The 19,282-nt window shown below is 70.6% G+C and carries 20 protein-coding genes; 14 read left to right on the forward strand and 6 right to left on the reverse strand.

Annotation, left to right across the window (positions count from 1 at the left end):
- Positions 1 to 20 precede the first annotated feature (20 nt).
- The 3 genes from ACWGJB_RS38800 to ACWGJB_RS38810 all read left to right on the forward strand — a co-directional run bounded on the left by ACWGJB_RS38800 (position 21) and on the right by ACWGJB_RS38810 (position 2,633).
- Positions 21 to 1,571, forward strand: coding sequence for an IucA/IucC family protein (locus ACWGJB_RS38800; protein WP_453384743.1), 1,551 nt, complete (start codon positions 21 to 23; stop codon positions 1,569 to 1,571).
- Between the two features lie 95 nt (positions 1,572 to 1,666).
- Positions 1,667 to 2,488 (forward strand): SDR family NAD(P)-dependent oxidoreductase, encoded by an 822-nt coding sequence (locus ACWGJB_RS38805; protein WP_453384744.1) that lies wholly within the window; start codon positions 1,667 to 1,669, stop codon positions 2,486 to 2,488.
- Positions 2,489 to 2,498: 10 nt separating this feature from the next.
- Entirely contained in the window at positions 2,499 to 2,633 is a 135-nt protein-coding gene (locus ACWGJB_RS38810; RefSeq protein WP_453384745.1) for a hypothetical protein, read from the forward strand.
- Positions 2,634 to 2,662: 29 nt separating this feature from the next.
- Here ACWGJB_RS38810 and ACWGJB_RS38815 read toward each other — a convergent pair whose 3' ends face one another.
- Both ACWGJB_RS38815 and ACWGJB_RS38820 read right to left on the reverse strand, forming a co-directional pair.
- The gene (locus ACWGJB_RS38815; RefSeq protein WP_453384746.1) at positions 2,663 to 3,316 is read right to left on the reverse strand and encodes a TIGR03086 family metal-binding protein; all 654 of its coding nucleotides are present in this window, start codon (positions 3,314 to 3,316) and stop codon (positions 2,663 to 2,665) included.
- A 61-nt stretch (positions 3,317 to 3,377) separates the two neighbouring features.
- Positions 3,378 to 4,283, reverse strand: a complete 906-nt coding sequence (locus ACWGJB_RS38820; protein ID WP_453384747.1) for an MBL fold metallo-hydrolase — start codon at positions 4,281 to 4,283, stop codon at positions 3,378 to 3,380.
- Positions 4,284 to 4,508: 225 nt separating this feature from the next.
- On the opposite strand from ACWGJB_RS38820, the gene ACWGJB_RS38825 reads away from it, so the two are divergent.
- The 3 genes from ACWGJB_RS38825 (at position 4,509) to ACWGJB_RS38835 (ending at position 7,165) form a co-directional block, all read left to right on the forward strand.
- The gene (locus ACWGJB_RS38825; protein WP_453384748.1) at positions 4,509 to 5,396 is read left to right on the forward strand and encodes a helix-turn-helix transcriptional regulator; all 888 of its coding nucleotides are present in this window, start codon (positions 4,509 to 4,511) and stop codon (positions 5,394 to 5,396) included.
- A 60-nt stretch (positions 5,397 to 5,456) separates the two neighbouring features.
- Positions 5,457 to 5,855: a nuclear transport factor 2 family protein gene (locus ACWGJB_RS38830; RefSeq protein ID WP_453384749.1), complete on the forward strand. Its 399-nt coding sequence runs from the start codon at positions 5,457 to 5,459 to the stop codon at positions 5,853 to 5,855.
- 167 nt (positions 5,856 to 6,022) lie between these two features.
- Positions 6,023 to 7,165, forward strand: coding sequence for a PP2C family protein-serine/threonine phosphatase (locus ACWGJB_RS38835; RefSeq protein WP_453384750.1), 1,143 nt, complete (start codon positions 6,023 to 6,025; stop codon positions 7,163 to 7,165).
- A 256-nt stretch (positions 7,166 to 7,421) separates the two neighbouring features.
- On the opposite strand, the gene ACWGJB_RS38840 is transcribed toward ACWGJB_RS38835, so the two are convergent.
- Entirely contained in the window at positions 7,422 to 8,354 is a 933-nt protein-coding gene (locus ACWGJB_RS38840; protein ID WP_453384751.1) for a helix-turn-helix domain-containing protein, read from the reverse strand.
- Between the two features lie 92 nt (positions 8,355 to 8,446).
- Between ACWGJB_RS38840 and ACWGJB_RS38845 the strand changes: the two genes are divergently transcribed.
- The 5 genes from ACWGJB_RS38845 to ACWGJB_RS38865 all read left to right on the forward strand — a co-directional run bounded on the left by ACWGJB_RS38845 (position 8,447) and on the right by ACWGJB_RS38865 (position 12,587).
- The gene (locus ACWGJB_RS38845) at positions 8,447 to 9,067 is read left to right on the forward strand and encodes a non-oxidative hydroxyarylic acid decarboxylases subunit B (RefSeq protein WP_453384752.1); all 621 of its coding nucleotides are present in this window, start codon (positions 8,447 to 8,449) and stop codon (positions 9,065 to 9,067) included.
- Positions 9,068 to 9,099: 32 nt separating this feature from the next.
- Positions 9,100 to 10,521, forward strand: a complete 1,422-nt coding sequence (locus ACWGJB_RS38850) for a non-oxidative hydroxyarylic acid decarboxylases subunit C (protein WP_453384753.1) — start codon at positions 9,100 to 9,102, stop codon at positions 10,519 to 10,521.
- Between the two features lie 37 nt (positions 10,522 to 10,558).
- Complete coding sequence (locus ACWGJB_RS38855) at positions 10,559 to 10,819, forward strand: non-oxidative hydroxyarylic acid decarboxylases subunit D (protein ID WP_453384754.1); 261 nt, start codon at positions 10,559 to 10,561, stop codon at positions 10,817 to 10,819.
- A 590-nt stretch (positions 10,820 to 11,409) separates the two neighbouring features.
- On the forward strand, positions 11,410 to 12,315 hold the full coding sequence (locus ACWGJB_RS38860; RefSeq protein ID WP_453384755.1) for a HipA family kinase: 906 nt from the start codon (positions 11,410 to 11,412) through the stop codon (positions 12,313 to 12,315).
- A complete protein-coding gene (locus ACWGJB_RS38865) occupies positions 12,312 to 12,587 on the forward strand; it encodes a SelT/SelW/SelH family protein (RefSeq protein WP_453384756.1) in 276 nt (91 codons plus the stop codon). The genes ACWGJB_RS38860 and ACWGJB_RS38865 overlap by 4 nt, the downstream gene beginning before the upstream one ends.
- A gap of 29 nt (positions 12,588 to 12,616) precedes the next feature.
- Here the strand turns inward: ACWGJB_RS38865 and aceB are convergent, their stop codons facing one another.
- Positions 12,617 to 14,239, reverse strand: a complete 1,623-nt coding sequence (gene aceB / locus ACWGJB_RS38870; RefSeq protein ID WP_453384757.1) for a malate synthase A — start codon at positions 14,237 to 14,239, stop codon at positions 12,617 to 12,619.
- A 184-nt stretch (positions 14,240 to 14,423) separates the two neighbouring features.
- On the reverse strand, positions 14,424 to 15,023 hold the full coding sequence (locus tag ACWGJB_RS38875; RefSeq protein ID WP_453384758.1) for a nucleotidyltransferase family protein: 600 nt from the start codon (positions 15,021 to 15,023) through the stop codon (positions 14,424 to 14,426).
- Positions 15,024 to 15,180: 157 nt separating this feature from the next.
- Here ACWGJB_RS38875 and ACWGJB_RS38880 point away from each other — a divergent pair, with 157 nt between their 5' ends.
- Positions 15,181 to 15,495 (forward strand): DUF5955 family protein, encoded by a 315-nt coding sequence (locus ACWGJB_RS38880; protein WP_453384759.1) that lies wholly within the window; start codon positions 15,181 to 15,183, stop codon positions 15,493 to 15,495.
- 121 nt (positions 15,496 to 15,616) lie between these two features.
- On the opposite strand, the gene ACWGJB_RS38885 is transcribed toward ACWGJB_RS38880, so the two are convergent.
- On the reverse strand, positions 15,617 to 16,408 hold the full coding sequence (locus tag ACWGJB_RS38885; protein ID WP_453384760.1) for an IclR family transcriptional regulator: 792 nt from the start codon (positions 16,406 to 16,408) through the stop codon (positions 15,617 to 15,619).
- Between the two features lie 285 nt (positions 16,409 to 16,693).
- On the opposite strand from ACWGJB_RS38885, the gene allB reads away from it, so the two are divergent.
- Together allB and alc are read left to right on the forward strand one after the other, a co-directional pair.
- On the forward strand, positions 16,694 to 18,034 hold the full coding sequence (allB, locus tag ACWGJB_RS38890; protein ID WP_453384761.1) for an allantoinase AllB: 1,341 nt from the start codon (positions 16,694 to 16,696) through the stop codon (positions 18,032 to 18,034).
- A gap of 53 nt (positions 18,035 to 18,087) precedes the next feature.
- Entirely contained in the window at positions 18,088 to 19,200 is a 1,113-nt protein-coding gene (gene alc / locus ACWGJB_RS38895) for an allantoicase (RefSeq protein ID WP_453384762.1), read from the forward strand.
- The last annotated feature ends 82 nt before the right edge of the window (positions 19,201 to 19,282 follow it).

Raw genomic sequence — 19,282 nt, forward strand, 5'->3', positions numbered from 1 at the left:
TGTGTGGACGTAGGGAACGAATGGAACGCGTGGATCTCATGCCCCCCAGCGACGGCATCGGCGAGCGCGCCGACGCGTACGCTGCCGCGCCCCTGCTCAACTGCCTGCTGCGGGAGGTGGCCGAGCCGCTCCCGGACCCCGGGGCCGAGCCGCTCCCGGACTCCGGGGCCGAGCCGCTCCCGGACTCCGGGGAAGGGAAACCGCGGGTCTACCGGCTGCCCGGCGGTGGACGGCTGCTGCGGGTGCGCGGCGCGCGCCGGCCGGCCGCCCCCGAGGTGTACGCGGCCGGCCGCTGGCACCGCATCGGCCACACCGAGCTGGTGAAACTCGTCGCCGAGGAGCTGCGCGCGCACACCGGGCTGTCCAACGGCGACCTGCCGTCCGAGATGATCGACAGCCGGGACTCGGTCGCCGCGCTGCTCACGGCACGCGCCCGGGCGACGGCGCCCGACGACCCGTATCTGCGCTCGGAGCAGTCCCTCATCACGGGCCATCCCTACCACCCTGCCCCGAAGGCGCGCGGCGGCGGCCCGGTCACCGCCTGGTTGCCGTACGCGCCCGAGGCGCACGCCCGGTTCCCGCTGGTGCTGCTCGGGGTGCGCGAGGACCAGGTGGCCGAGGAGGGCGACACGTCGGCGCTGGACGCGCTGGCCGCCGCACCGCCGGGCTACCGGCTGCTGCCGGCCCACCCCTGGCAGCTCGACCTGGTCGCCCGTGACCTGGCCCCGGCCTTCGCCGACGGACGTCTGGTACGACTGCGGGAGACCGATTTCGCGGTCTGGCCGACGGCCGCGATCCGCACGGTCTACGAGCCGGAGCGCGATCTCTTCCTGAAGTTCAGCCTGGACGTCCGGATCACCAACGACATCCGTCGGCTGTGGGCGCACGACCTGCGGAAACTACGCCGTACGGACACGGCCGCGACCACCGCGTTCACGGCGATGGACGGTCCCGCGGCCTGGCTCGGCGACCATGGCTACCGCACCGCCCGCTTCGCCTTCGAGGAACTCGCGGTCGTCGTCCGGGACGGGCTGCGCGGGTCACTGCTGCCCGGGGCGACCCCGCTGCTCGCCGCCGGCCTGGTGGAGGGCTTCGAGGGCAGCCCTCTGCCCGCGGCGGCGGATCCGGGGGCCTGGTGGCAGGCGTACCTGCGCGCGGTCGTACCCCCGGCGCTCACCGCCTTCGCCGACCACGGCGTCGTCCTCGAAGCGCATCTGCAGAACACCCTGGTCGCCGTCGACCCGGACGGTACGCCGGTGCAGGCGCTGTACCGGGACGCCGAGGGCGTCAAGCTGCTGGGCGACGTGGAGCGGGCCGCCGGGTGGGAGCGGCTGGTGTACTGCCTGGTCGTCAACCATCTGATCGAGGTCGCCGCCGTGCTCGCCGAGCGCCACCCCGGGTTCGACCCATGGCCCGCGGCCCGCCGGGAGCTGGCCCGGCATCGCCTCCCTGAGGTGGCCGAACTGCTGGCTGCGCCGACCCTGCCGGGCAAGACGAACCTGCTGCTGCGCTGGACGGGAGCGGACGGCGCCGACGCGCGCTACCGGCCGCTGCCGAACCCCTTGGCCTGAATTGGCCTGAAGCCGTGGCGGTCGGCGGGGCGGCCCGGCGGATCCGCCTAGGATCATGGCGCCCGATCCCCGGCTGGTGAGGAGCCCCAACGGCCATGGCCGACGCGCATGTTGTCGTCATCACGGGTGGCGGAACCGGCATCGGTGCCGCCACCGCCCGGTTGCTGCGAGCCGCCGGGCACCAGGTCGTCATCGGCGGGCGGCGGCCCGAGCCGCTGCGGCGAGTGGCCGACGAGACCGGCGCCCTGGCGCACCCCGGCGACCTCTCGGACCCGGCGGCGGTCCAGGACCTGATCGACACCGCGGTCGCTCGTTACGGCAGGCTCGACGGACTGGTCCTCAACGCGGGCATCGGCCGCAGCGGCGCGGTCGGGGACCTCTCGGACGAGACCTGGGACGAGGTGCTGCGCACCAACCTGACCGGCCCCTTCCTGACCCTCCGCGCGGCCCTCCCGCACCTGCTCGAGGCCCGCGGCGCGGTGGTCGCGGTCGCCTCGGTCGCGGCGCTGCGCAACGGGTGGGGCAACGCCGCGTACGCCACCTCGAAGGCCGCGCTCCTCCAGCTGTGCCGCTCGGTGGCCGTCGACTACGGCAGCCAGGGGGTGCGTGCCAACACCGTGTGCCCCACCTGGGTGCGCACCGAGATGGCCGACGGGCGGATGGCCCGGTTCGCGGCGGAGGAGGACATGGCCGGCGGGGTCGAGGAGGCGTACACGCAGGCCACGCGGCTGGTGCCCAGCGCCCGCCCGGGCGACCCGGCCGAGGTCGCCGAGGCGATCGGCTGGCTGCTGTCGCCCGCGGCTTCGTTCGTCAACGGCGCGACCCTCACGGTGGACGGCGGGATCACCGCCCTCGACCCGGGAACCGTGCCGTTCGGCTTCCGCGTCGAGAGCCGGGGCGGGGACGCCGGTCACTGAGCACCGGAGGGTGGAAACGAGCACGCCGCCGCCGGCGGAGACCGGCTCCAGCGCGCCGGCCGGCCTGATCGCGGGCACCGCGGCCCTGGTCGTCGCCGCCGGGGCGGGCACCCTCTCCCCGACCGGCCGCAGGCGCCGCTCCTGACCCGGCCACGCGGGGTCCTGCGCGCCCCCCTAGCGCGGCCCGACGGCGCTGTCCCGGTGTCCGCCCGGGCGGAGCCCCCTTCCCGTGCTGTACGGACGGGGGTCTCTGCCGCTGAGGGCCAGTGCGCGGTCGAGCAGGGACGCGCCTTCGTCCTGGGGCACCTCGGCGCCCAGGAGGCCGAGGCCGCGCATGCGGGGCGCCTCGCGCGCGTACGTCTCGAACGTGGCCCGGGCCAAGGACGTGGGCACGGCGAGCGGTTGTCCGGTGGCCACTGCCATGTCCCAGGCGTGGACGGTGAATTCGGCGATGAGGATCTCGCCGAGCGCCGTAGCGGGCATGGGCGGACCGCCGAGGCTCGCCTCTCCCTCCCACGCCGCCGGCTCGGACCAGGCCCTGGCCGCCGGTTCGGCCTGGCCGGCCAGGAGCCGGGACCACTCGGACTCCGGCCGCCCGGCGAGGAGCGGCACCGGATGCGCGGTCAGCAGGCTCGGATCCGATGTCGTGCGGGTGCCTGCGTCCCTGGTCAGCAGGAGCATCATGGCGACGTGGTCGACCAGGTCCTTCACCGTCCACGCCGAACACGGCGTCGGGCCGCCGTACTTGTCGACCGAGGCGCCACGGACCGCGCCCACGGCCAGCTCGATACTCCGCGCCAACAACGTTGCCCTCGTCGGTGACACCATGCGACAGCCCTCCTTCTCCGTACGGTTGAACCGGTGTTGTCGGGGCCTCTCTCGGCCGGCCTCAGTCGATGAAGACGCTCCACGCGGTGGCGTTGAGGTTGTCGGCGAGGAAGATGTCGGTTCCTCCCAGGCGCCTCTCCCAGGACGGCATCAGTTCGGCCGCGCGGGCGACGACCGCGTCCATCCAGACCTTGAGTTCCGCCTGCTTGTTGTCGGCCGGCACCTTGGCGGCGGCCGCGGCTTCCCTCAGGTCGACCGTACGCAGCGCCTCGCCGGCGGCCCTACGCAGGTCGTGGATGTACTCCCGGTTCGTGGCGACGTCCTCGGGCGTGCCGGGCAGAGCCATATGACCGGTCACCACGGTTTCGAAGTCGTACTCCAGCATCTGGTCCATGGCGTCGAAGTAGGCGGGCACGTGCGCGGAGAAGTACAGGCGGAAGAACGGCGCGTTCTTCGGGCTGAAACTGTCCATCGCCCCCATGAGCCGCTGCTCGGGCAGGTGGATGAACAGGTTGCCGGCCTGGTGCCAGTCCCCTGAGTAGTCGAGGACGAACCGCACCCCGTCGATGTCCATCTCCTTGCGCCGGCCGTTGAAGGTCTCGGTGGGCAGCGGGCGCCGGTCGTCCTTCGCTTCCTTGATGAAATCACCGGTGATCTCATGGGAGATGATCTTCAGGCCGTCCCGGTCCAGCAGGTGAGCCGCCCCGATGTGGTCGGCATGCGCATGGCTGTAGATGAGGTGGGTGACCGGCTTCGAGGTGACCTCCTCGACCGCGGCCAGCAGCTTCTCCCCGAGGAACGGCGAGGCGTCGACCACGACGACACCGTTCTTCGTCACCACGAACATCGTGTTGATCATCCCCTGGGTCACGAAGTAGGCACCACCACCCAGGTCCTGGACGACAAACCCGGACTCGGGAATGTCCGGACCCAGGGCGAAGGCGGGTACAGGCGCGAACTCGGTCATGGTGATCTCCTTTGTACGGTCCAATCGGGAGGAATTAGAGAGGACTCTTAGGACTCTTATGGGACGAACCTTTCCGGTCCTATCGCGGGACAGGCGCATTCCCTGGCCACCAGTATTGCGTTCCTTACGCGTGTGCGGCCTCTTCATGTGCGCCTTCCTGAACCTAGGTCTGGCTGGTCCACCTTCACCGCGCCCGCACCGCACCGCGGGAGCCATACTGGCCATATGAAGCACAACGGCGAATTGGGTGACTTTCTGCGCTCGCGGCGTGCCCGTCTGCGTACCGAAGACGCCGGGGTGGCCTTTACCGGCGGAGCACGCCGGGTGCCGGGACTGCGCCGCGAAGAGGTCGCGCATCTGGCCGGTGTGAGCACGGACTACTACGCCCGCCTCGAACAGGGTCGGCATCCCCATGTCTCGGAGACGGTGCTGGAAGCCGTGGCACGCGCCCTGCGCCTGGACGACACCGAACGCGACTACCTTTTCGAGCTCGCCCGCCCCAGGACACCCGGCCCGGGCCGACGCCGTCCGGCCCGCGCACCGCGTACCCGGCCGGCGGTCCACCGCATGCTGGACGTCCTCAACGACGTCTCACCGGCCCTGGTCATCAACCACCGCACCGACGTCCTGGCCGCCAACCGCCTAGCCGACGCGCTGATCACCGACTTCGACGCGCTGCCGTACCGCGACCGCAACCTCGCCCGCTTCGTCCTGCTCCAGCCGGCCGCCCGTGACCTGTACCGGGAGTGGGACAAGGTCGCCGCGACCTTCGTCGCCGGCCTGCGTCTGGCGGCCGGACGCCACCCCGACGACCCCCAGCTGAACGAGCTGGTGGGGGAGCTGTCCATCAAGGTCCCCGAGTTCCACACATGGTGGGCCAGCCACCGCGTGGACCAGTGCTCCTACGGCACCCAGCGCCTCGCCCATCCCGTGGTCGGCGAACTCACGGTCTCCTACGAAATGCTGGCCCTTCCCGCCGACCCCGACCAGAGCATCTGCCTCTACACCACCGAACCCGGTTCCCCCTCCGCGGAGGCACTCCGACTGCTCGCCAGCTGGACCGCACCGTCGAACACACCCGGGGCCGCCCCCTCCCAAGCGCCGCCCAACTGACCGCGGAGGCTTTTCACCGGGGCGAGGACACGGGCATCGCATCGATCACCGGAGGCTCGCATGACAACGCCCACGCAGAACAAAGAGCTGGCATTGAATGCTTTCGACACCCTGTTCGGAAAGCGCGATTACGTGGCAGCCGAAGAGTTTTGGTCCGAAAAGTACATTCAGCACAGCAAGCATATTCCGCCGGGCCGTGAGGGTCTTTTCGGCCTCGTCCGAGGTCTCCCGGACACCCTCCGCTACGAGAACCAGTTCGTGATCGCCGATGGCGACTACGTCATGCTGTACGGCCGCTATGCCGGCAGCGGCGCTCCCGCCGCCTCGGTGGTCGCCGACGTGGTCCGTATCGAGGACGGCAAACTCGCCGAGCACTGGGATGTCTGGGAGGAAGAGGCGACCCGACCGGAATCCGCGAGCGGATACCCGATGTTCGGCGACCGGTTTCCCGCCGAGTGAACCCGGTGCCAGGAACGGCCCGGCCGGCGGCCGAGATCTGCCGCCGACCACGGCGACGCTGAACGTGGCCGGACGGTCGCATGAGGCGGTGCCCGGGAATGGGGGACATGTCGGCATGTGTTGCGGAAGGAGGACGACGAGCACCGGAGCACGACGTGAGCGCTGCGATGATCACTGCATCTGTGGTCGAGACCCTGCGAGCATGGCGTCGTTCGGCGCGCCCTCTGTGGCTGGTCGGGCCTCTCCTGCTGATCGTCGCGATCCCGGTGGCCGACGGGTTCCTGCCGCCGGACATCCACCTCGCCCATCTCCTCGTCGTCGCCGTCGCGGTCACCGCAGCCGGCGCCGGGCCGCGCGCCACCGCGCTGATCGGGGCGCTGGCGGTCCTCGCACTGGTCTACGCCGGCCTCGAACGACGGTCACTGACCACCGAGAGCGTTCTCGTGGAACTGGCCGCCCTGCTCGCCGTCTGTGCCTTCTTCGTTCTCTTCACCCGGCTGCGGGACCGGCGCGACCGCGAGCTCGTCCGGGTGCGTTCGGTGTCGGACGCGGCACAGGGCGTCGTACTGCGGCCTCTGCCGCAGCAGGCCGGTCCCGTCACTCTTGCCTCGCAGTACCGCAGCGCCGAAGCGGACGCGACCATCGGCGGCGACCTGTATGCCGCCGCCCGGATCCCCGGCTCCACGCGGCTGCTCATCGGGGACGTCCGGGGCAAGGGACTCCCCTCCATCAGCGACACGGCGATCGTGCTGGGCGCCTTCCGTGCCGCCGCCCACCGCCGGATCCCGCTGCCGGAGCTGGTCGCCTACATCGAGGACGCCGTCCAGTGGGGGCTCGCGGAGTTCTCGGAGCCGAAGGAGGACGCCGCCGAGCGCTTCGTGACCGCCGCCGTCCTGGACATCCCGGACGACGAGCCCGTGGTGCATCTGATCAGCTGCGGGCACCCGCCACCCCTCCTGCTGCGCGGTTGCACCAGGACGGCGCTGGCGCTGACGGCCCCCGAGCCGTCGCCCCCGCTCGGCTTGGGCGTGTGGCCCGCCGACGCGGACGGCACCGACGGTGCCGGCGCCCGCTATGTGCCGGCGACCTTCCCGTTCGAGCACGGCGACAGGCTGGTCCTGTACACCGACGGCGTCAGCGAGGCCCGGAACGCCGACGGTGACTTCTATCCGCTCGCCGAGCGCGCCACGGCCTGGGCGGACAAGGCGCCCGGTCCGCTGGTCGAGCGGCTCGCCGCGGACGTCCGGGCGTACACGGGCGGCCGGCTCATCGACGACATGGCCATGATCGTCGTCCAGCGCGATGCGTAGGTTCCGGTTCGGATAGCCGGTCGCCGACCCGAGGCCCCGGGCCGGGACTGATGAGGCCATCCGGAGACGGCCCTGCGAGTCCGTGACGTGGCCAAGGTTGTTCGGCCGTGGACAGCAGACCGCATCCGCTTCACCATCACGCGCGCCGCCGGCGAGGTGCGGCTGCCGCCGGCGCAACGGGCCGCGCCGGGCATCCGGCTGCACACTCTCGCCCAGGTCATCGAGCACCTGGGCCTCCGCCTTACGATCGCACGCATCACCTGCCGGCGGGCCCGCTCGCCGGGTGGACGGCGTCGCTTTCGGGGCTCCGCCCCGAGGCGTGCGAACGATAGTCGGTGGGGGTTTCGCCGGTGTGGTGCTTGAAGAACTTCGAGAAGGCCGTGGGAGTGGGGAAGCCGAGTCGTCCGGCGACCGCCGAGGTCGGCAGCTCGGTGTGGACGAGGAGGCGCCTGGCCTCAAGGGCGATCCGGTCGTCCAGGTACCGCTTGGCGGTACCTCCCGTCGCCGTGAGGCAGGCGCGGGTCAGCGTCCGCGAGCTGTACCCGAGCGTCCGGGCGTAGTCGGCGACCGTGCGGCTCCCGGCGTAGTCGCGCTCCACCGCCGTGTGGAACGCCCGGAACGCCTCGCTGGTCCTGGACGCACCCCGCTCGCGAACGTACAGATGTGAGAGCCGCAGCACCAGCGCCGCCAGCAGATGCCGGATGAGTTCGATCTGCGCGTCCAGCCGCAGCGCGCCGGTCTCCTTGTACGCCTCCATGAGCAGCTGGAGCGTCCGCTCGACCGGCTCGGCCTCCTTCGCGGACGGCAGCAGCGTGCCCCACGGAAAGGGCGGGTCGACGCCGGCGGCGGCGATGGTGGCCGGGTCGAGGAGGCCGAGCTGGAAGATGATCAGGGTGCCCTGCGCATGCTCCAGCCCCTCGTCGAAGCGGTAGACCTGTTCGGGCCGGATCCACAGCCAGGCGCCGGGCGGCACCGGCAGCGGTTCCCCGTCAACGGTGAGCCGGAGGGTCCCTTCCTCGACCGTCAGCAGATGGTGGAAGGCGGCCCGCGCAGGCGTCCGCGGATCCAACCCGTGCCCGGCGGCCCGTCGTGCGAGCCGGGCCAGCGGCAGCACCTCCAGACCGGGCAGCGCGCCGGCAGCCGGGCGGAACGGGATCTCCACGATCCTGGACTGTCCGATTTTGAACACCTCCTGTCCAGACCGTACCCGCGATGACCCGCGACGGCGCCCTAGCGTGGAGAGCGAAACGGAATCCACCTGACGTACGAAGGAGGGCAGTCATGCGGCTCATTGTGGGGATGACCGGAGCGACTGGGGCGCCGTTCGGGGTACGGCTGCTGCAGGCGTTGAAACAGCTTCCCGAAGTGGAGACCCATTTGGTGCTGTCCCGTTGGGCGCGTACCACTGTCGAGTTGGAGACCGGCTTCTCGGCCCGTGAGGTGGGCGCGCTCGCCGATGTGGTGCACGGCCCGGAGGACCAGGGCGCGACGATCTCCTCGGGCTCGTTCCGCACCGACGGCATGGTGGTCGTGCCCTGCTCGATGAAGACGCTGGCAGGCATCCGGGCCGGCTACGCCGACGGGCTGGTGGGGCGCGCCGCGGACGTGGTCCTCAAGGAGCGCCGCAAGCTCGTGCTCGTCCCCCGGGAGACCCCGCTGAGCGACATCCACCTGGAGAACATGTTGGCACTGTCCCGGATGGGCGTGCGGATGGTGCCTCCGATGCCCGCCTTCTACAACCACCCGCGATCGGTCGACGACATCGTCGACCACGTCACCGCCCGCATCCTCGACCAGTTCGACCTGCCCTTTCCGGCCGCCAGGCGCTGGGAGGGGATGCGCTCCGCACATGCTCTCGCGCCCGATGAGGCTTCCGTTCCCGACCGCGTGCAGGCTTCCTGACGCATCGTCATCACACTTGAAGGAGAACAGACATGGCCTACGACGACCTTCGCAGCTTCCTTGATGCTTTGGACAAGCAAGGCCAACTGCTGCGCATCACCGAGGAGGTGATGCCGGAGCCGGACGTCGCCGCTGCCGCGAACGCCGCCAGCCGCATGGGGGAGGCGGCACCGGCGCTGTACTTCGACAACATCGCCGGCTTCGACAGTGCCCGGATCGCCATGAACGTCCACGGCTCCTGGGCCAACCACGCCCTGGCACTGGACCTGCCCAAGACCACCGGCACCAAGGAGCAGGTGGACGAGTTCATCAACCGGTGGGCGAAGTTCCCGGTCGAGCCGGAGCGGAGGGACAACCCGCTGTGGGCGCAGAACTCCGTCGAGGGCGACGACGTCAACATCTTCGACGTCCTCCCGCTGGTCCGGCTCAACGACGGCGACGGCGGCTTCTACATCGACAAGGCCGGCATCGTCTCCAAGGACCCCGACGACCCGGAGAACTCCGGCAAGCAGAACGTCGGCATCTACCGCATCGAGGTCAAGGGCCCGCGCAAGCTCGCCATCCAGCCCGGACCGGTGCACGACATCGGCCTGCATCTGCGCAAGGCCGAGGAGCGCGGCGAGGACCTGCCGATCGCCATCACCCTGGGCAACGATCCGGTGATCTCGATCGTGGCCTCCACGCCGATGGAGTACGACCAGAACGAGTACGAGATGGCAGGCGCCCTGCGCGGTGCCCCGGCGCCGATCGCCGACGCGCCGCTGACCGGGCTGCCGGTGCCGTGGGGCTCCGAGGTCGTGATCGAGGGCGTGATCGAGAACCGAAAGCGCGAGGTCGAGGGCCCGTTCGGTGAGTTCACCGGACACTACTCCGGCGGCCGCAACATGCCGGTGATCCGGATCGACAAGATCTCCTACCGCACCGACCCGATCTTCGAGCACCTCTACCTCGGGATGCCGTGGACCGAGATCGACTACCTGATGGCCCCCAGCACCTGCGTCCCGCTGTACGAGCAGCTGAAGAAGGACTTCCCCGAGGTCCAGGCCGTCAATGCGATGTACACCCACGGGCTGGTCGTCATCGTCTCCACCAAGAAGCGCTACGGCGGCTTCGCCAAGGCGGTCGGTATGCGGGTGCTGACCACCCCGCACGGCCTCGGCTACGCCGCGACCGTGATCGTGGTGGACGAGGACGTCGACCCGTTCAACCTCCCCCAGGTGATGTGGGCGCTCTCCACCAAGATGAACGCCGGCGACGACCTCATCGTCGTGCCGCACCTGTCGCTGATGGAACTCGCTCCCCAGTCGGACAACCCCGGCACCGGCACCAAGCTCATCATCGACGCCACCACCCCGGCCAGGCCGGACAACCGCGGCAACTACGGAAACCAGGTCCACGACCTTCCCGAGATGGGCGAGTGGCTCACCAGGCTGCAGCAGCTCGCCAAGCAGTGACCACCCGCCGACCCCTCTGAAAGGAGATCCCACCGCCATGGCCACCAAGACCACGAAGAACGCAACACCCGCCGAGTGTCCGCGCTGCGGCCACGACAAGCTGGATCTGGTCCACACCTCGCCCGTAGCCGGGGTCTGGGAGATCTACCACTGCCGGCAGTGCCTGTACACCTGGCGCACCTCCGAGCCTGCCCGCCGCACCCAGCGCGACGCCTACCCGGACAGCTTCAAGATGACCATCGAGGACATCCGCAACGCGGTGGAGTTGCCTGTCGTCCCTCCGCTGCGGAAGTCCTGAACGAGCGGTCACGATTCGCGCCTCGCCGGCAACGGGCAGTTCGGAGGAGAAGCCGCCGGTCGGGTGACCACCAGGATTTGCCGGTCACCGGGCGAGGTAGCGATGAGCGTGTGTGCCTGATCTGGGCGGTGTGTGGGTTCTCGATCTCTGCGGGCGGGACAGTGCCGGTCCGGACGAGTCATGGACGATTGTTCGTCCGGCGAGCCACGAAAGGGGACGAGTTCGTCGAACGGGTGCTGCAGTTCGTGGGGCTGCCCGGCACGGACCGTTTCCAGTGGGACGGCAGTGACACCGCGGCGCGACGCGAGCACAACCGAACGGGGTGAGGATCCGGCTGCCCCACGACGCGACGACGGGCCGCGGTTCCTCGCGACTTACTTTCCGCCTTTGTGCGGCACACCTTGCCTCGACCATGCTGGGGGCCGGGGAGTCCGTGGTGACTCCGGCGCGACGGCTCGGGCATTCTTTCGCCGGCCGTCACGCTCGGTTACTATGCTCTCTTCGTGCCAGGGGCCGGAAGCAAGGGGTGCACCGCCATCGACGGGCTCCGCTGTTGACTGCATGGCTGAAACGCTGAATGGCCTGGGGAAATGCTGAGAGAAGTCATCGCAACCCACTACGTCACCTCCCTGAGCGAGGGTGGCTCGCTCCCAGGGCTCGTCGAGGCCGACGACCTGGGGACGTACGTCGTCAAGTTCACCGGCTCCGCGCAGGGCCGGCAGGCGCTGGTCGCCGAGGTGATCGTGGGGGAGCTGGCGCGGGCGCTCGGACTGCGCTTCCCCGAACTGGTCCTCGTGCACTTCGACCCGGCGACCGCCGAGGACGAGCCGCACCAGGAGGTGCGCGAGCTGCACGCGGCCAGCGCCGGGGTGAACCTGGGGATGGACTTCCTGCCCGGGGCGAAGGACTTCACCCCGGAGGTCGCCGAGGTCTTCCCGGTGGACCCGCTGGAGGCCGGCCGGATCGTCTGGCTGGACGCGCTCACCGTCAACGTCGACCGTACGGTGCACAGCTCCAACCTCATGGTCTGGCCGACGTTCGGCACCGCGCCCGCGCACCTGTGGCTCATCGACCACGGAGCGGCCCTCGTCTTCCACCACCGCTGGGACACCTCGGCACCGGAGAAGGCCTACGACTTCCGCCACCACGCCCTCGGCCGGTACGGCCCCGACACCCGGGCCGCCGACGCCGAACTCGCGCCCAGGGTGACCGAGAAGCTGCTCAGGGACACCCTCGCCGAGGTCCCCGACGCCTGGCTCACCGACTTCGGCACGCCCGCGGAGATGCGCGAGGCCTACGTCGGCTATCTGCTGGCCCGGGTCCGGTCCTCCGCACAGTGGCTCCCCACCGATTTCCCGGGTCGCGACCAGCTCGCGGCCGAGGAGGCCGCCCGCGCGGCCAGGTCACAGCAAGGTCGCCCGGCCTGGCTGAAGCAGGTTCCCGACCTGCACGGCAAGCCCGCGGCTCAACAGGATTGGTCGGTACACCTCGGATGAGTGACAGCCGGCGCGTCGAGATCGAATACTGCACCCAGTGCCGCTGGCTGCCCCGCGCGGCCTGGCTGGCGCAGGAACTGCTCACCACCTTCGAGGCCGAGCTGACCGAACTGGCCCTGAAGCCCGGCAAGGGCGGGATCTTCGTCGTCCGGGTGAACGACGAGGTGGTCTGGGACCGCAGGGAACAGGGCTTCCCCGAGCCCACGGCCGTGAAACAGGCCGTACGCGACCGAGTGGCCCCGGGGAAGTCCCTGGGCCACTCGGACAAGTGAGCCTCTGAAGATCAGCGGCCAACTGAAGATCAGCCGTGCAGCTGCTGGTACGCGGGCAGCGTCAGGAAGTCCGCGTAGTCGTCGTCGAGGGCGACGGTGAGCAGCAGGTCGTGGGCCTGCTGCCAGTGGCCGGCCGCGAAGGCCTGCTCGCCGGTCTCCTTGCGGATGGTGTCGAGTTCCTCGGCGGCGATCTTGCGGGCCAGCTCCGGCGTGGCCTTCTCGCCGTTCTCGAACTCGACGCCCGCGTTGATCCACTGCCAGATCTGCGAGCGGGAGATCTCCGCGGTGGCCGCGTCCTCCATGAGGTTGAAGATGGCCACCGCGCCGAGACCGCGCAGCCAGGCCTCGATGTAACGGATGCCGACCTGGACGGCGTTGACCAGACCGGGGTAGGTCGGCCTGGCGTCCAGCGAGTCGACCGCGATCAGGTCGGCGGCCTCGACATGGACGTCCTCGCGCAGCCGGTCCTTCTGGTTCGGCTTGGCGCCGAGAACCCGGTCGAAGGACTCCATGGCGATCGGGACCAGGTCGGGGTGGGCGACCCAGGAGCCGTCGAAACCGTCGTTCGCCTCCCGGTCCTTGTCGGCGCGGACCTTCTCGAAGGCCACCTTGTTGACCTCCGGGTCCCGCCGGGAGGGGATGAAGGCCGCCATGCCGCCGATCGCGTGCGCACCGCGCTTGTGGCAGGTGCGGACGAGGAGTTCGGTGTACGCCCGCATGAACGGGGCGGTCATCGTCACGGCGTTGCGGTCCGGCAGGACGAACCTGGGCCCGCCGTCCCGGAAGTTCTTGACGATGGAGAACAGGTAGTCCCAGCGGCCGGCGTTCAACCCGGAGGCGTGGTCGCGGAGTTCGTAGAGGATCTCCTCCATCTCGTACGCGGCCGTGATGGTCTCGATCAGCACGGTGGCGCGGACGGTGCCCTGCGGGATGCCGACGTAGTCCTGGGCGAAGACGAACACGTCGTTCCACAGCCGGGCTTCGAGGTGCGACTCGGTCTTCGGCAGGTAGAAGTAGGGACCCTTGCCGAGGTCGAGCAGCCGCTGCGCGTTGTGGAAGAAGTAGAGCCCGAAGTCGACGAAGGCGCCCGGCACCTGCTCGCCGTCGACCTCGATGTGCCGCTCGTTCAGATGCCAGCCGCGCGGCCGCATCACGACCGTCGCCAGCTCCTCGTCCGGGCGCAGGGCGTACGACTTCCCGGAGCCGGAGTCCGTGAAGTCGATGTTCCGGGTGTAGGCGTCGATCAGGTTCAGCTGGCCCAGGACGACGTTCTCCCAGGTCGGCGCGGAGGCGTCCTCGAAGTCCGCGAGCCAGACCCGGGCGCCCGAGTTGAGGGCGTTGATGGTCATCTTGCGGTCGGTGGGGCCGGTGATCTCGACCCGGCGGTCGTTGAGCGCCTCGGGGGAGGGGGCCACCTTCCAGGAGTCGTCCGCGCGGATCGCGGCGGTCTCCGGGAGGAAGTCGAGCGTGGAGGTGCGGGCGATCTCGGCGCGGCGCTCGGCCCGGCGGGCGAGGAGTTCGGCACGGCGCGGCGAGAACCGCCGGTGCAGCTCGGCGACGAAGGCGAGCGCCGCGTCGGTGAGGACCTCCTCCTGCCGGGGCAGGGGCTCGGCGTCGACGATGGCCGGCGGAGACGGCGCTGGTGCGGACATGAGCTGTCACTTCCTTCAGCGATGGCACCGGGTGCCAGTCGTTCCGGGTAGAGCGAAGCACACCCGATCAGGGGTCGGGCGCTTCTGAACAGTGGATACTAGTTTCCTCATCGTGGAAGTTCAATGGTTTGTTGATGTCGAGATTCTCCGGGTCGAGCCAAGGTGGCGCTCCGTGCCATCCCGTTCACTCAAGGTGGCTCAGATCCGCTTCGGTGTCGATGTCGAACGGCTCGGCCACATCCCCGCACTCGACCAGGGCGATGGCCGCCTCGTGGGCCTTGAGGTAGGCGCGGGCACCCCGGTCTCCGGTCGCGCTCGCGGCGATTCCCGGCCAGTGCCGGGAGCCGAACAGCACGGGATGGCCGCGCACCCCGTCGTAGGCGGCCGCCACCAGCGAGTCCTCGTCCTGGTACCCGCCGAGTACCCGGGCCACCGCCTTGCCCCCGATCCCCGGCTGATCCACCAGCGACACCAGGGCGGCCCGCACCCCCGTCCCGGTGAGCGAGGCCAGCCCAACCCGCAGCGAGGACCCCATGCCCTCGGCCCAGTCCGGGTTCTCCACGACCACGCAGCCGCCCAGCTCGGCCCGCTCGCGCACGTCGTCCGCACGGGCCCCCAGCACCACGTGCACCGGCCCGCAGCCGCCCGCGCGCAACGCCCCGACCGCTGACTCCACCAGGGGACGCCCGCGATGCGTGAGCAGCGCCTTGGGCCGCCCGCCGAGCCGTCTGCCACCGCCGGCGGCGAGCAGCAGCCCGGCGATCTGGTCATGCGTGTCCATCATGCGTCCTGCATACCCGATGCCGGGGCGGGCGGCCGGTTCCACAGGGCTGAATTTCGGTCCGCGCTGTAGCGCGTTGCGCACGGGAGGGCGTTTACTGACCCGCGTCGCCAGCCGCCCGACCACCGTCAAGGGGCGACGGGCGAGGGGGGGGAGAGCTGTGTTGCGGAGCTTGGGACAGAGACCAGTGACCGGCAGTGACGAGGATCCGAAAGTTACGGAACTACGGACGGCGGTCTCCCGGCTGCGCCGCGAACTGGCCGCGCATCCGGCCGAGTTCACGGACCGTGCGATAGCCGAGGACGAGCTGGCCGCCCTGGCGGCGATGGCGACGGGCGGCATGCCGGAGATCCCACGCCTGCGCCGTTCCCTGTTACTGATCGCGGGAGCCATCGGCTCGGTGAGCGCACTGTCCCGGGGTCTGTCGGACGTGCGTGAGGCGGTGGACCTGTTCGGGGAGACGCCGAGGACTTGAAAGTACCGCCGGGGTCGCCCACCCGGGGGCGCGGGGCTGTGCCGAAGTGCGGCTACCGCCGCGTGGGCGTGCCGGGCCCCCACGCGCCCGCACCCGCCGACAGCGGTGTCGGCCCCTTTGTCTAGGCTCCTGAACTCGCCAACGCCTGGGACAACTCAACAGCCACCTGCTGCAGCACCGGCACGATCTTCTCCGTCGCCGCCTCGGTGACCCGCCCCGCGGGCCCGGAGATCGAAATGGCCGCCGCGGTGGGCGAATCCGGCACGGACACCGCCAGGCACCGCACCCCGACCTCCTGCTCGTTGTCGTCCACGGCGTACCCCAGCTGCCGTACCTCCGCCAGGGCGCTCAGGAACCCCTCCGGAGTGGTGATCGTCTTCTCCGTGGCCGCGGGCATCCCGGTCCGCGCCAGAAGCGCCCGCACCTCGGCGTCCGGCACACTCGCCAGCAGCGCCTTCCCCACCCCCGTGGAGTGCGGCAGCACCCGCCGGCCCACCTCGGTGAACATCCTCATCGAGTGCTTCGACGGCACCTGCGCCACGTACACGATCTCGTCCCCGTCGAGCAGCGCCATGTTCGCCGTCTCGCCGGTCTCCTCGACCAGTCGCGCGAGGTACGGCCGTGCCCAGGTGCCCAGCAGCCGGGACGCCGACTCGCCGAGCCGGATCAGCCGGGGCCCGAGCGCGTACCGCCGGTTGGCCTGCTGGCGTACATAGCCGCAGGCGACCAGTGTGCGCATCAGCCGGTGGATCGTCGGCAACGGCAGCCCACTGCTCGCGGACAGCTCGCTCAGGCCGACCTCGCCGCCCGCGTCCGCCATCCGCTCCAGCAGATCGAAGGCGCGCTCGAGGGACTGGACGCCGCCGCCGTTGGACTTGGCGGAGTCGGTGGTGCTGGCGCTGGACGTCGGCACGGCGCGTTCCTTTCGGGGCTGCCTTTCGGACCGGGCAGAAGAGCAGAAGCCTACCCGGCGGCCGGTTGACGCCCTTCTTGTGCGTAGCTACGTTCTACTTGGCGGAATTATAATTCCACTTTGTGGAAACGTCCAGAGTGTGAGCCCGTGTGGCCCCGGGAAGCGGCGTGCCCTTGACGGCGCGGGGGCGGGAGTGAAGACTCCTTCAACAGAACGTTGAATTCCGTTACATGGGTGTAAATCCCGTTTCCCGGAAGTAAAACGGCGGCAGAGAGAGGGGTCCGGGTGTCCGACGCTGAACTGGTGCTGCGCTCGACGCGCGTCATCACCCCGGAGGGGACACGGGCCGCTTCGGTCGCCGTGTCCGCCGGGACGATCACCGCCGTACTGCCGTACGACGCCCCCGTCCCGGCGGGCGCCCGCCGGGAGGACTTCGGCGACGACGTGCTGCTGCCCGGCCTGGTCGACACCCATGTGCATGTGAACGACCCGGGGCGCACCGAGTGGGAGGGCTTCTGGACCGCCACGCGCGCGGCGGCGGCCGGCGGCATCACCACCCTCGTCGACATGCCGCTCAACTCCCTCCCGCCGACCACGACCGTCGACAACCTCCGGGTCAAGCAGGAGGTCGCGGCCGACAAGGCGCACATGGACGTCGGCTTCTGGGGCGGCGCGCTGCCCGACAACGTCAAGGACCTGCGCCCGCTGCACGACGCCGGGGTCTTCGGTTTCAAGGCGTTCCTGTCGCCGTCCGGCGTCGACGAGTTCCCGCATCTCGACCAGGAGCGGCTCGCGCGGTCCCTGGCGGAGATCACCTCCTTCGGCGGCCTGCTGATCGTGCACGCCGAGGACCCGCACCACCTGGCCGCCGCCCCGCAGCACGGCGGCCCCCGATACGCCGACTTCCTGGCCTCGCGTCCGCGCGACGCGGAGGACACGGCGATCGCGCAGCTGATCGCGCAGGCGAAACGCCTCCACGCGCGCGTGCACGTCCTGCACCTGTCCTCGTCGGACGCGCTGCCGCTGATCGCCGAGGCCAAGCGGGACGGCGTACGGATCACCGTCGAGACCTGCCCGCACTACCTCACCCTCACCGCCGAGGAAGTCCCGGACGGCGCCAGCGAGTTCAAGTGCTGCCCGCCCATCCGGGAGTCGGCCAACCAGGACCTGCTCTGGCAGGCACTGGCCGACGGCACCATCGACTGTGTGGTCACCGACCACTCGCCCTCGACCGCCGACCTGAAGACCGCCGACTTCGCGACCGCGTGGGGCGGCATCTCCGGCCTCCAGCTCAGCCTCCCCGCCGTGTGGACCGAGGCCCGCAGGCGCGGCCACGGTCTTGAGGACGTGGTCCGCTGGATGTCGGCCCGCACGGCCGCGCTCGTCGGCCTCGACGACCGCAAGGGCGCCATCGCCCCGGGCCGGGACGCCGACTTCGCCGTCCTCGCGCCCGACGCGACCTTCACCGTGGACCCGGCGGACCTCCAGCACCGCAACCGGGTCACCGCGTACGCGGGCAAGACCCTGTACGGCGTCGTGAGGTCCACCTGGCTGCGCGGCGAACGCATCGTCGCGGACGGCGCGTTCACGGCCCCGAAGGGACGCCTGCTGACCCGCACCCCCTGACCACCGCTCGCTTCCGCACCCGCAGCGGCCGACACCTGAGAGGAAGACCTTCTTTGACGGCGATCCCGACCTTCACCGGCGACGCGAACCCCTACTCCGGCGGCGACCCGTACGCCGACTACCGCACCGCCGACCTCCCCTTCACCCAGTACGCCAACCTCGCCGACCGGCAGCTCGGCGCCGGGGTCATCGCCGCCAACGACGAGTTCTTCGCCCAGCGGGAGAACCTGCTGGTGCCCGGGCGGCCCGAGTTCGACCCCGAGCACTTCGGGCACAAGGGCAAGATCATGGACGGCTGGGAGACGCGCCGCCGCCGCGGAGTCTCGGCCGGGCACCCCTGGCCGACGGCCGAGGACCACGACTGGGCGCTGGTTCGCCTCGGCGCCCCCGGCGTCGTCCGCGGGATCGTCGTCGACACGGCCCACTTCCGCGGCAACTACCCGCAGGCGGTGTCGGTCGAGGGCACGTCGGCGCCGGGCTCGCCGTCCCCCGAGGAACTCCTCGGCGACGACGTGAAATGGACGACGCTCGTCCCGCGCACGCGGGTGGGCGGCCACGCGGCGAACGGCTTCGCCGTCTCCGTCGAACAGCGCTTCACCCACCTCCGCGTCAACCAGCACCCCGACGGCGGCATCGCCCGCCTGCGCGTGTACGGCGAGGTCGCCCCGGACCCCGATTGGCTCGCCGCGCTCGGCACCTTCGACGTGCTCGCCCTGGAGAACGGCGGTCAGGTCGAGGACGCCTCCGACCTCTTCTACTCACCGGCCACCAACACCATCCAGCCGGGCCGCTCCCGCAAGATGGACGACGGCTGGGAGACGCGCCGGCGCCGCGACCAGGGCAACGACTGGATCCGCTACCGGCTGGTGGCCCAGTCCCAGATCCGGGCGATCGAGATCGACACGGCGTACCTGAAGGGCAACAGCGCGGGCTGGGCGTCGGTGTCGGTGCGGGACGGCGAGGACGGCGACTGGCGGGAGATCCTCCCGCGCACCCGCCTCCAGCCGGACACCAGCCACCGCTTCGTCCTGGCTTCCCCCGCTGTGGGCACGCACGCGCGCGTGGACATCTTCCCGGACGGCGGAATCTCCCGCCTGCGGCTGTTCGGAACGCCGACAGAGACGGGATCGGCGACCCTGACGGCGAGGCACCGCGAACTGTCCTGACCCGCCTTTCCCGCCTGCCCACCCGACTCGGTCGCCTTTCGAGCTCGCCGCTCGGGCAACGAGTCGGGTGGGCGGGCGAGGG

The organism is Streptomyces sp. NPDC054813, assembly GCF_053611365.1.

Excerpts from the sequence above, each read along its gene's own strand:
- ACWGJB_RS38800 (WP_453384743.1), top strand. The coding sequence starts at position 21 with ATGGAACGCGTGGATCTCATGCCCCCCAGCGACGGCATCGGCGAGCGC.
- ACWGJB_RS38875 (WP_453384758.1), bottom strand. The coding sequence starts at position 15,023 with ATGATGGACACGCATGACCAGATCGCCGGGCTGCTGCTCGCCGCCGGC.
- ACWGJB_RS38820 (WP_453384747.1), bottom strand. The coding sequence starts at position 4,283 with ATGACCGAGTTCGCGCCTGTACCCGCCTTCGCCCTGGGTCCGGACATT.
- ACWGJB_RS38815 (WP_453384746.1), bottom strand. The coding sequence starts at position 3,316 with ATGGTGTCACCGACGAGGGCAACGTTGTTGGCGCGGAGTATCGAGCTG.
- aceB (WP_453384757.1), bottom strand. The coding sequence starts at position 14,239 with ATGTCCGCACCAGCGCCGTCTCCGCCGGCCATCGTCGACGCCGAGCCC.
- ACWGJB_RS38830 (WP_453384749.1), top strand. The coding sequence starts at position 5,457 with ATGACAACGCCCACGCAGAACAAAGAGCTGGCATTGAATGCTTTCGAC.
- ACWGJB_RS38865 (WP_453384756.1), top strand. The coding sequence starts at position 12,312 with ATGAGTGACAGCCGGCGCGTCGAGATCGAATACTGCACCCAGTGCCGC.
- ACWGJB_RS38855 (WP_453384754.1), top strand. The coding sequence starts at position 10,559 with ATGGCCACCAAGACCACGAAGAACGCAACACCCGCCGAGTGTCCGCGC.
- ACWGJB_RS38805 (WP_453384744.1), top strand. The coding sequence starts at position 1,667 with ATGGCCGACGCGCATGTTGTCGTCATCACGGGTGGCGGAACCGGCATC.
- ACWGJB_RS38835 (WP_453384750.1), top strand. The coding sequence starts at position 6,023 with ATGATCACTGCATCTGTGGTCGAGACCCTGCGAGCATGGCGTCGTTCG.
- ACWGJB_RS38850 (WP_453384753.1), top strand. The coding sequence starts at position 9,100 with ATGGCCTACGACGACCTTCGCAGCTTCCTTGATGCTTTGGACAAGCAA.
- ACWGJB_RS38825 (WP_453384748.1), top strand. The coding sequence starts at position 4,509 with ATGAAGCACAACGGCGAATTGGGTGACTTTCTGCGCTCGCGGCGTGCC.
- ACWGJB_RS38845 (WP_453384752.1), top strand. The coding sequence starts at position 8,447 with ATGCGGCTCATTGTGGGGATGACCGGAGCGACTGGGGCGCCGTTCGGG.
- ACWGJB_RS38860 (WP_453384755.1), top strand. The coding sequence starts at position 11,410 with ATGCTGAGAGAAGTCATCGCAACCCACTACGTCACCTCCCTGAGCGAG.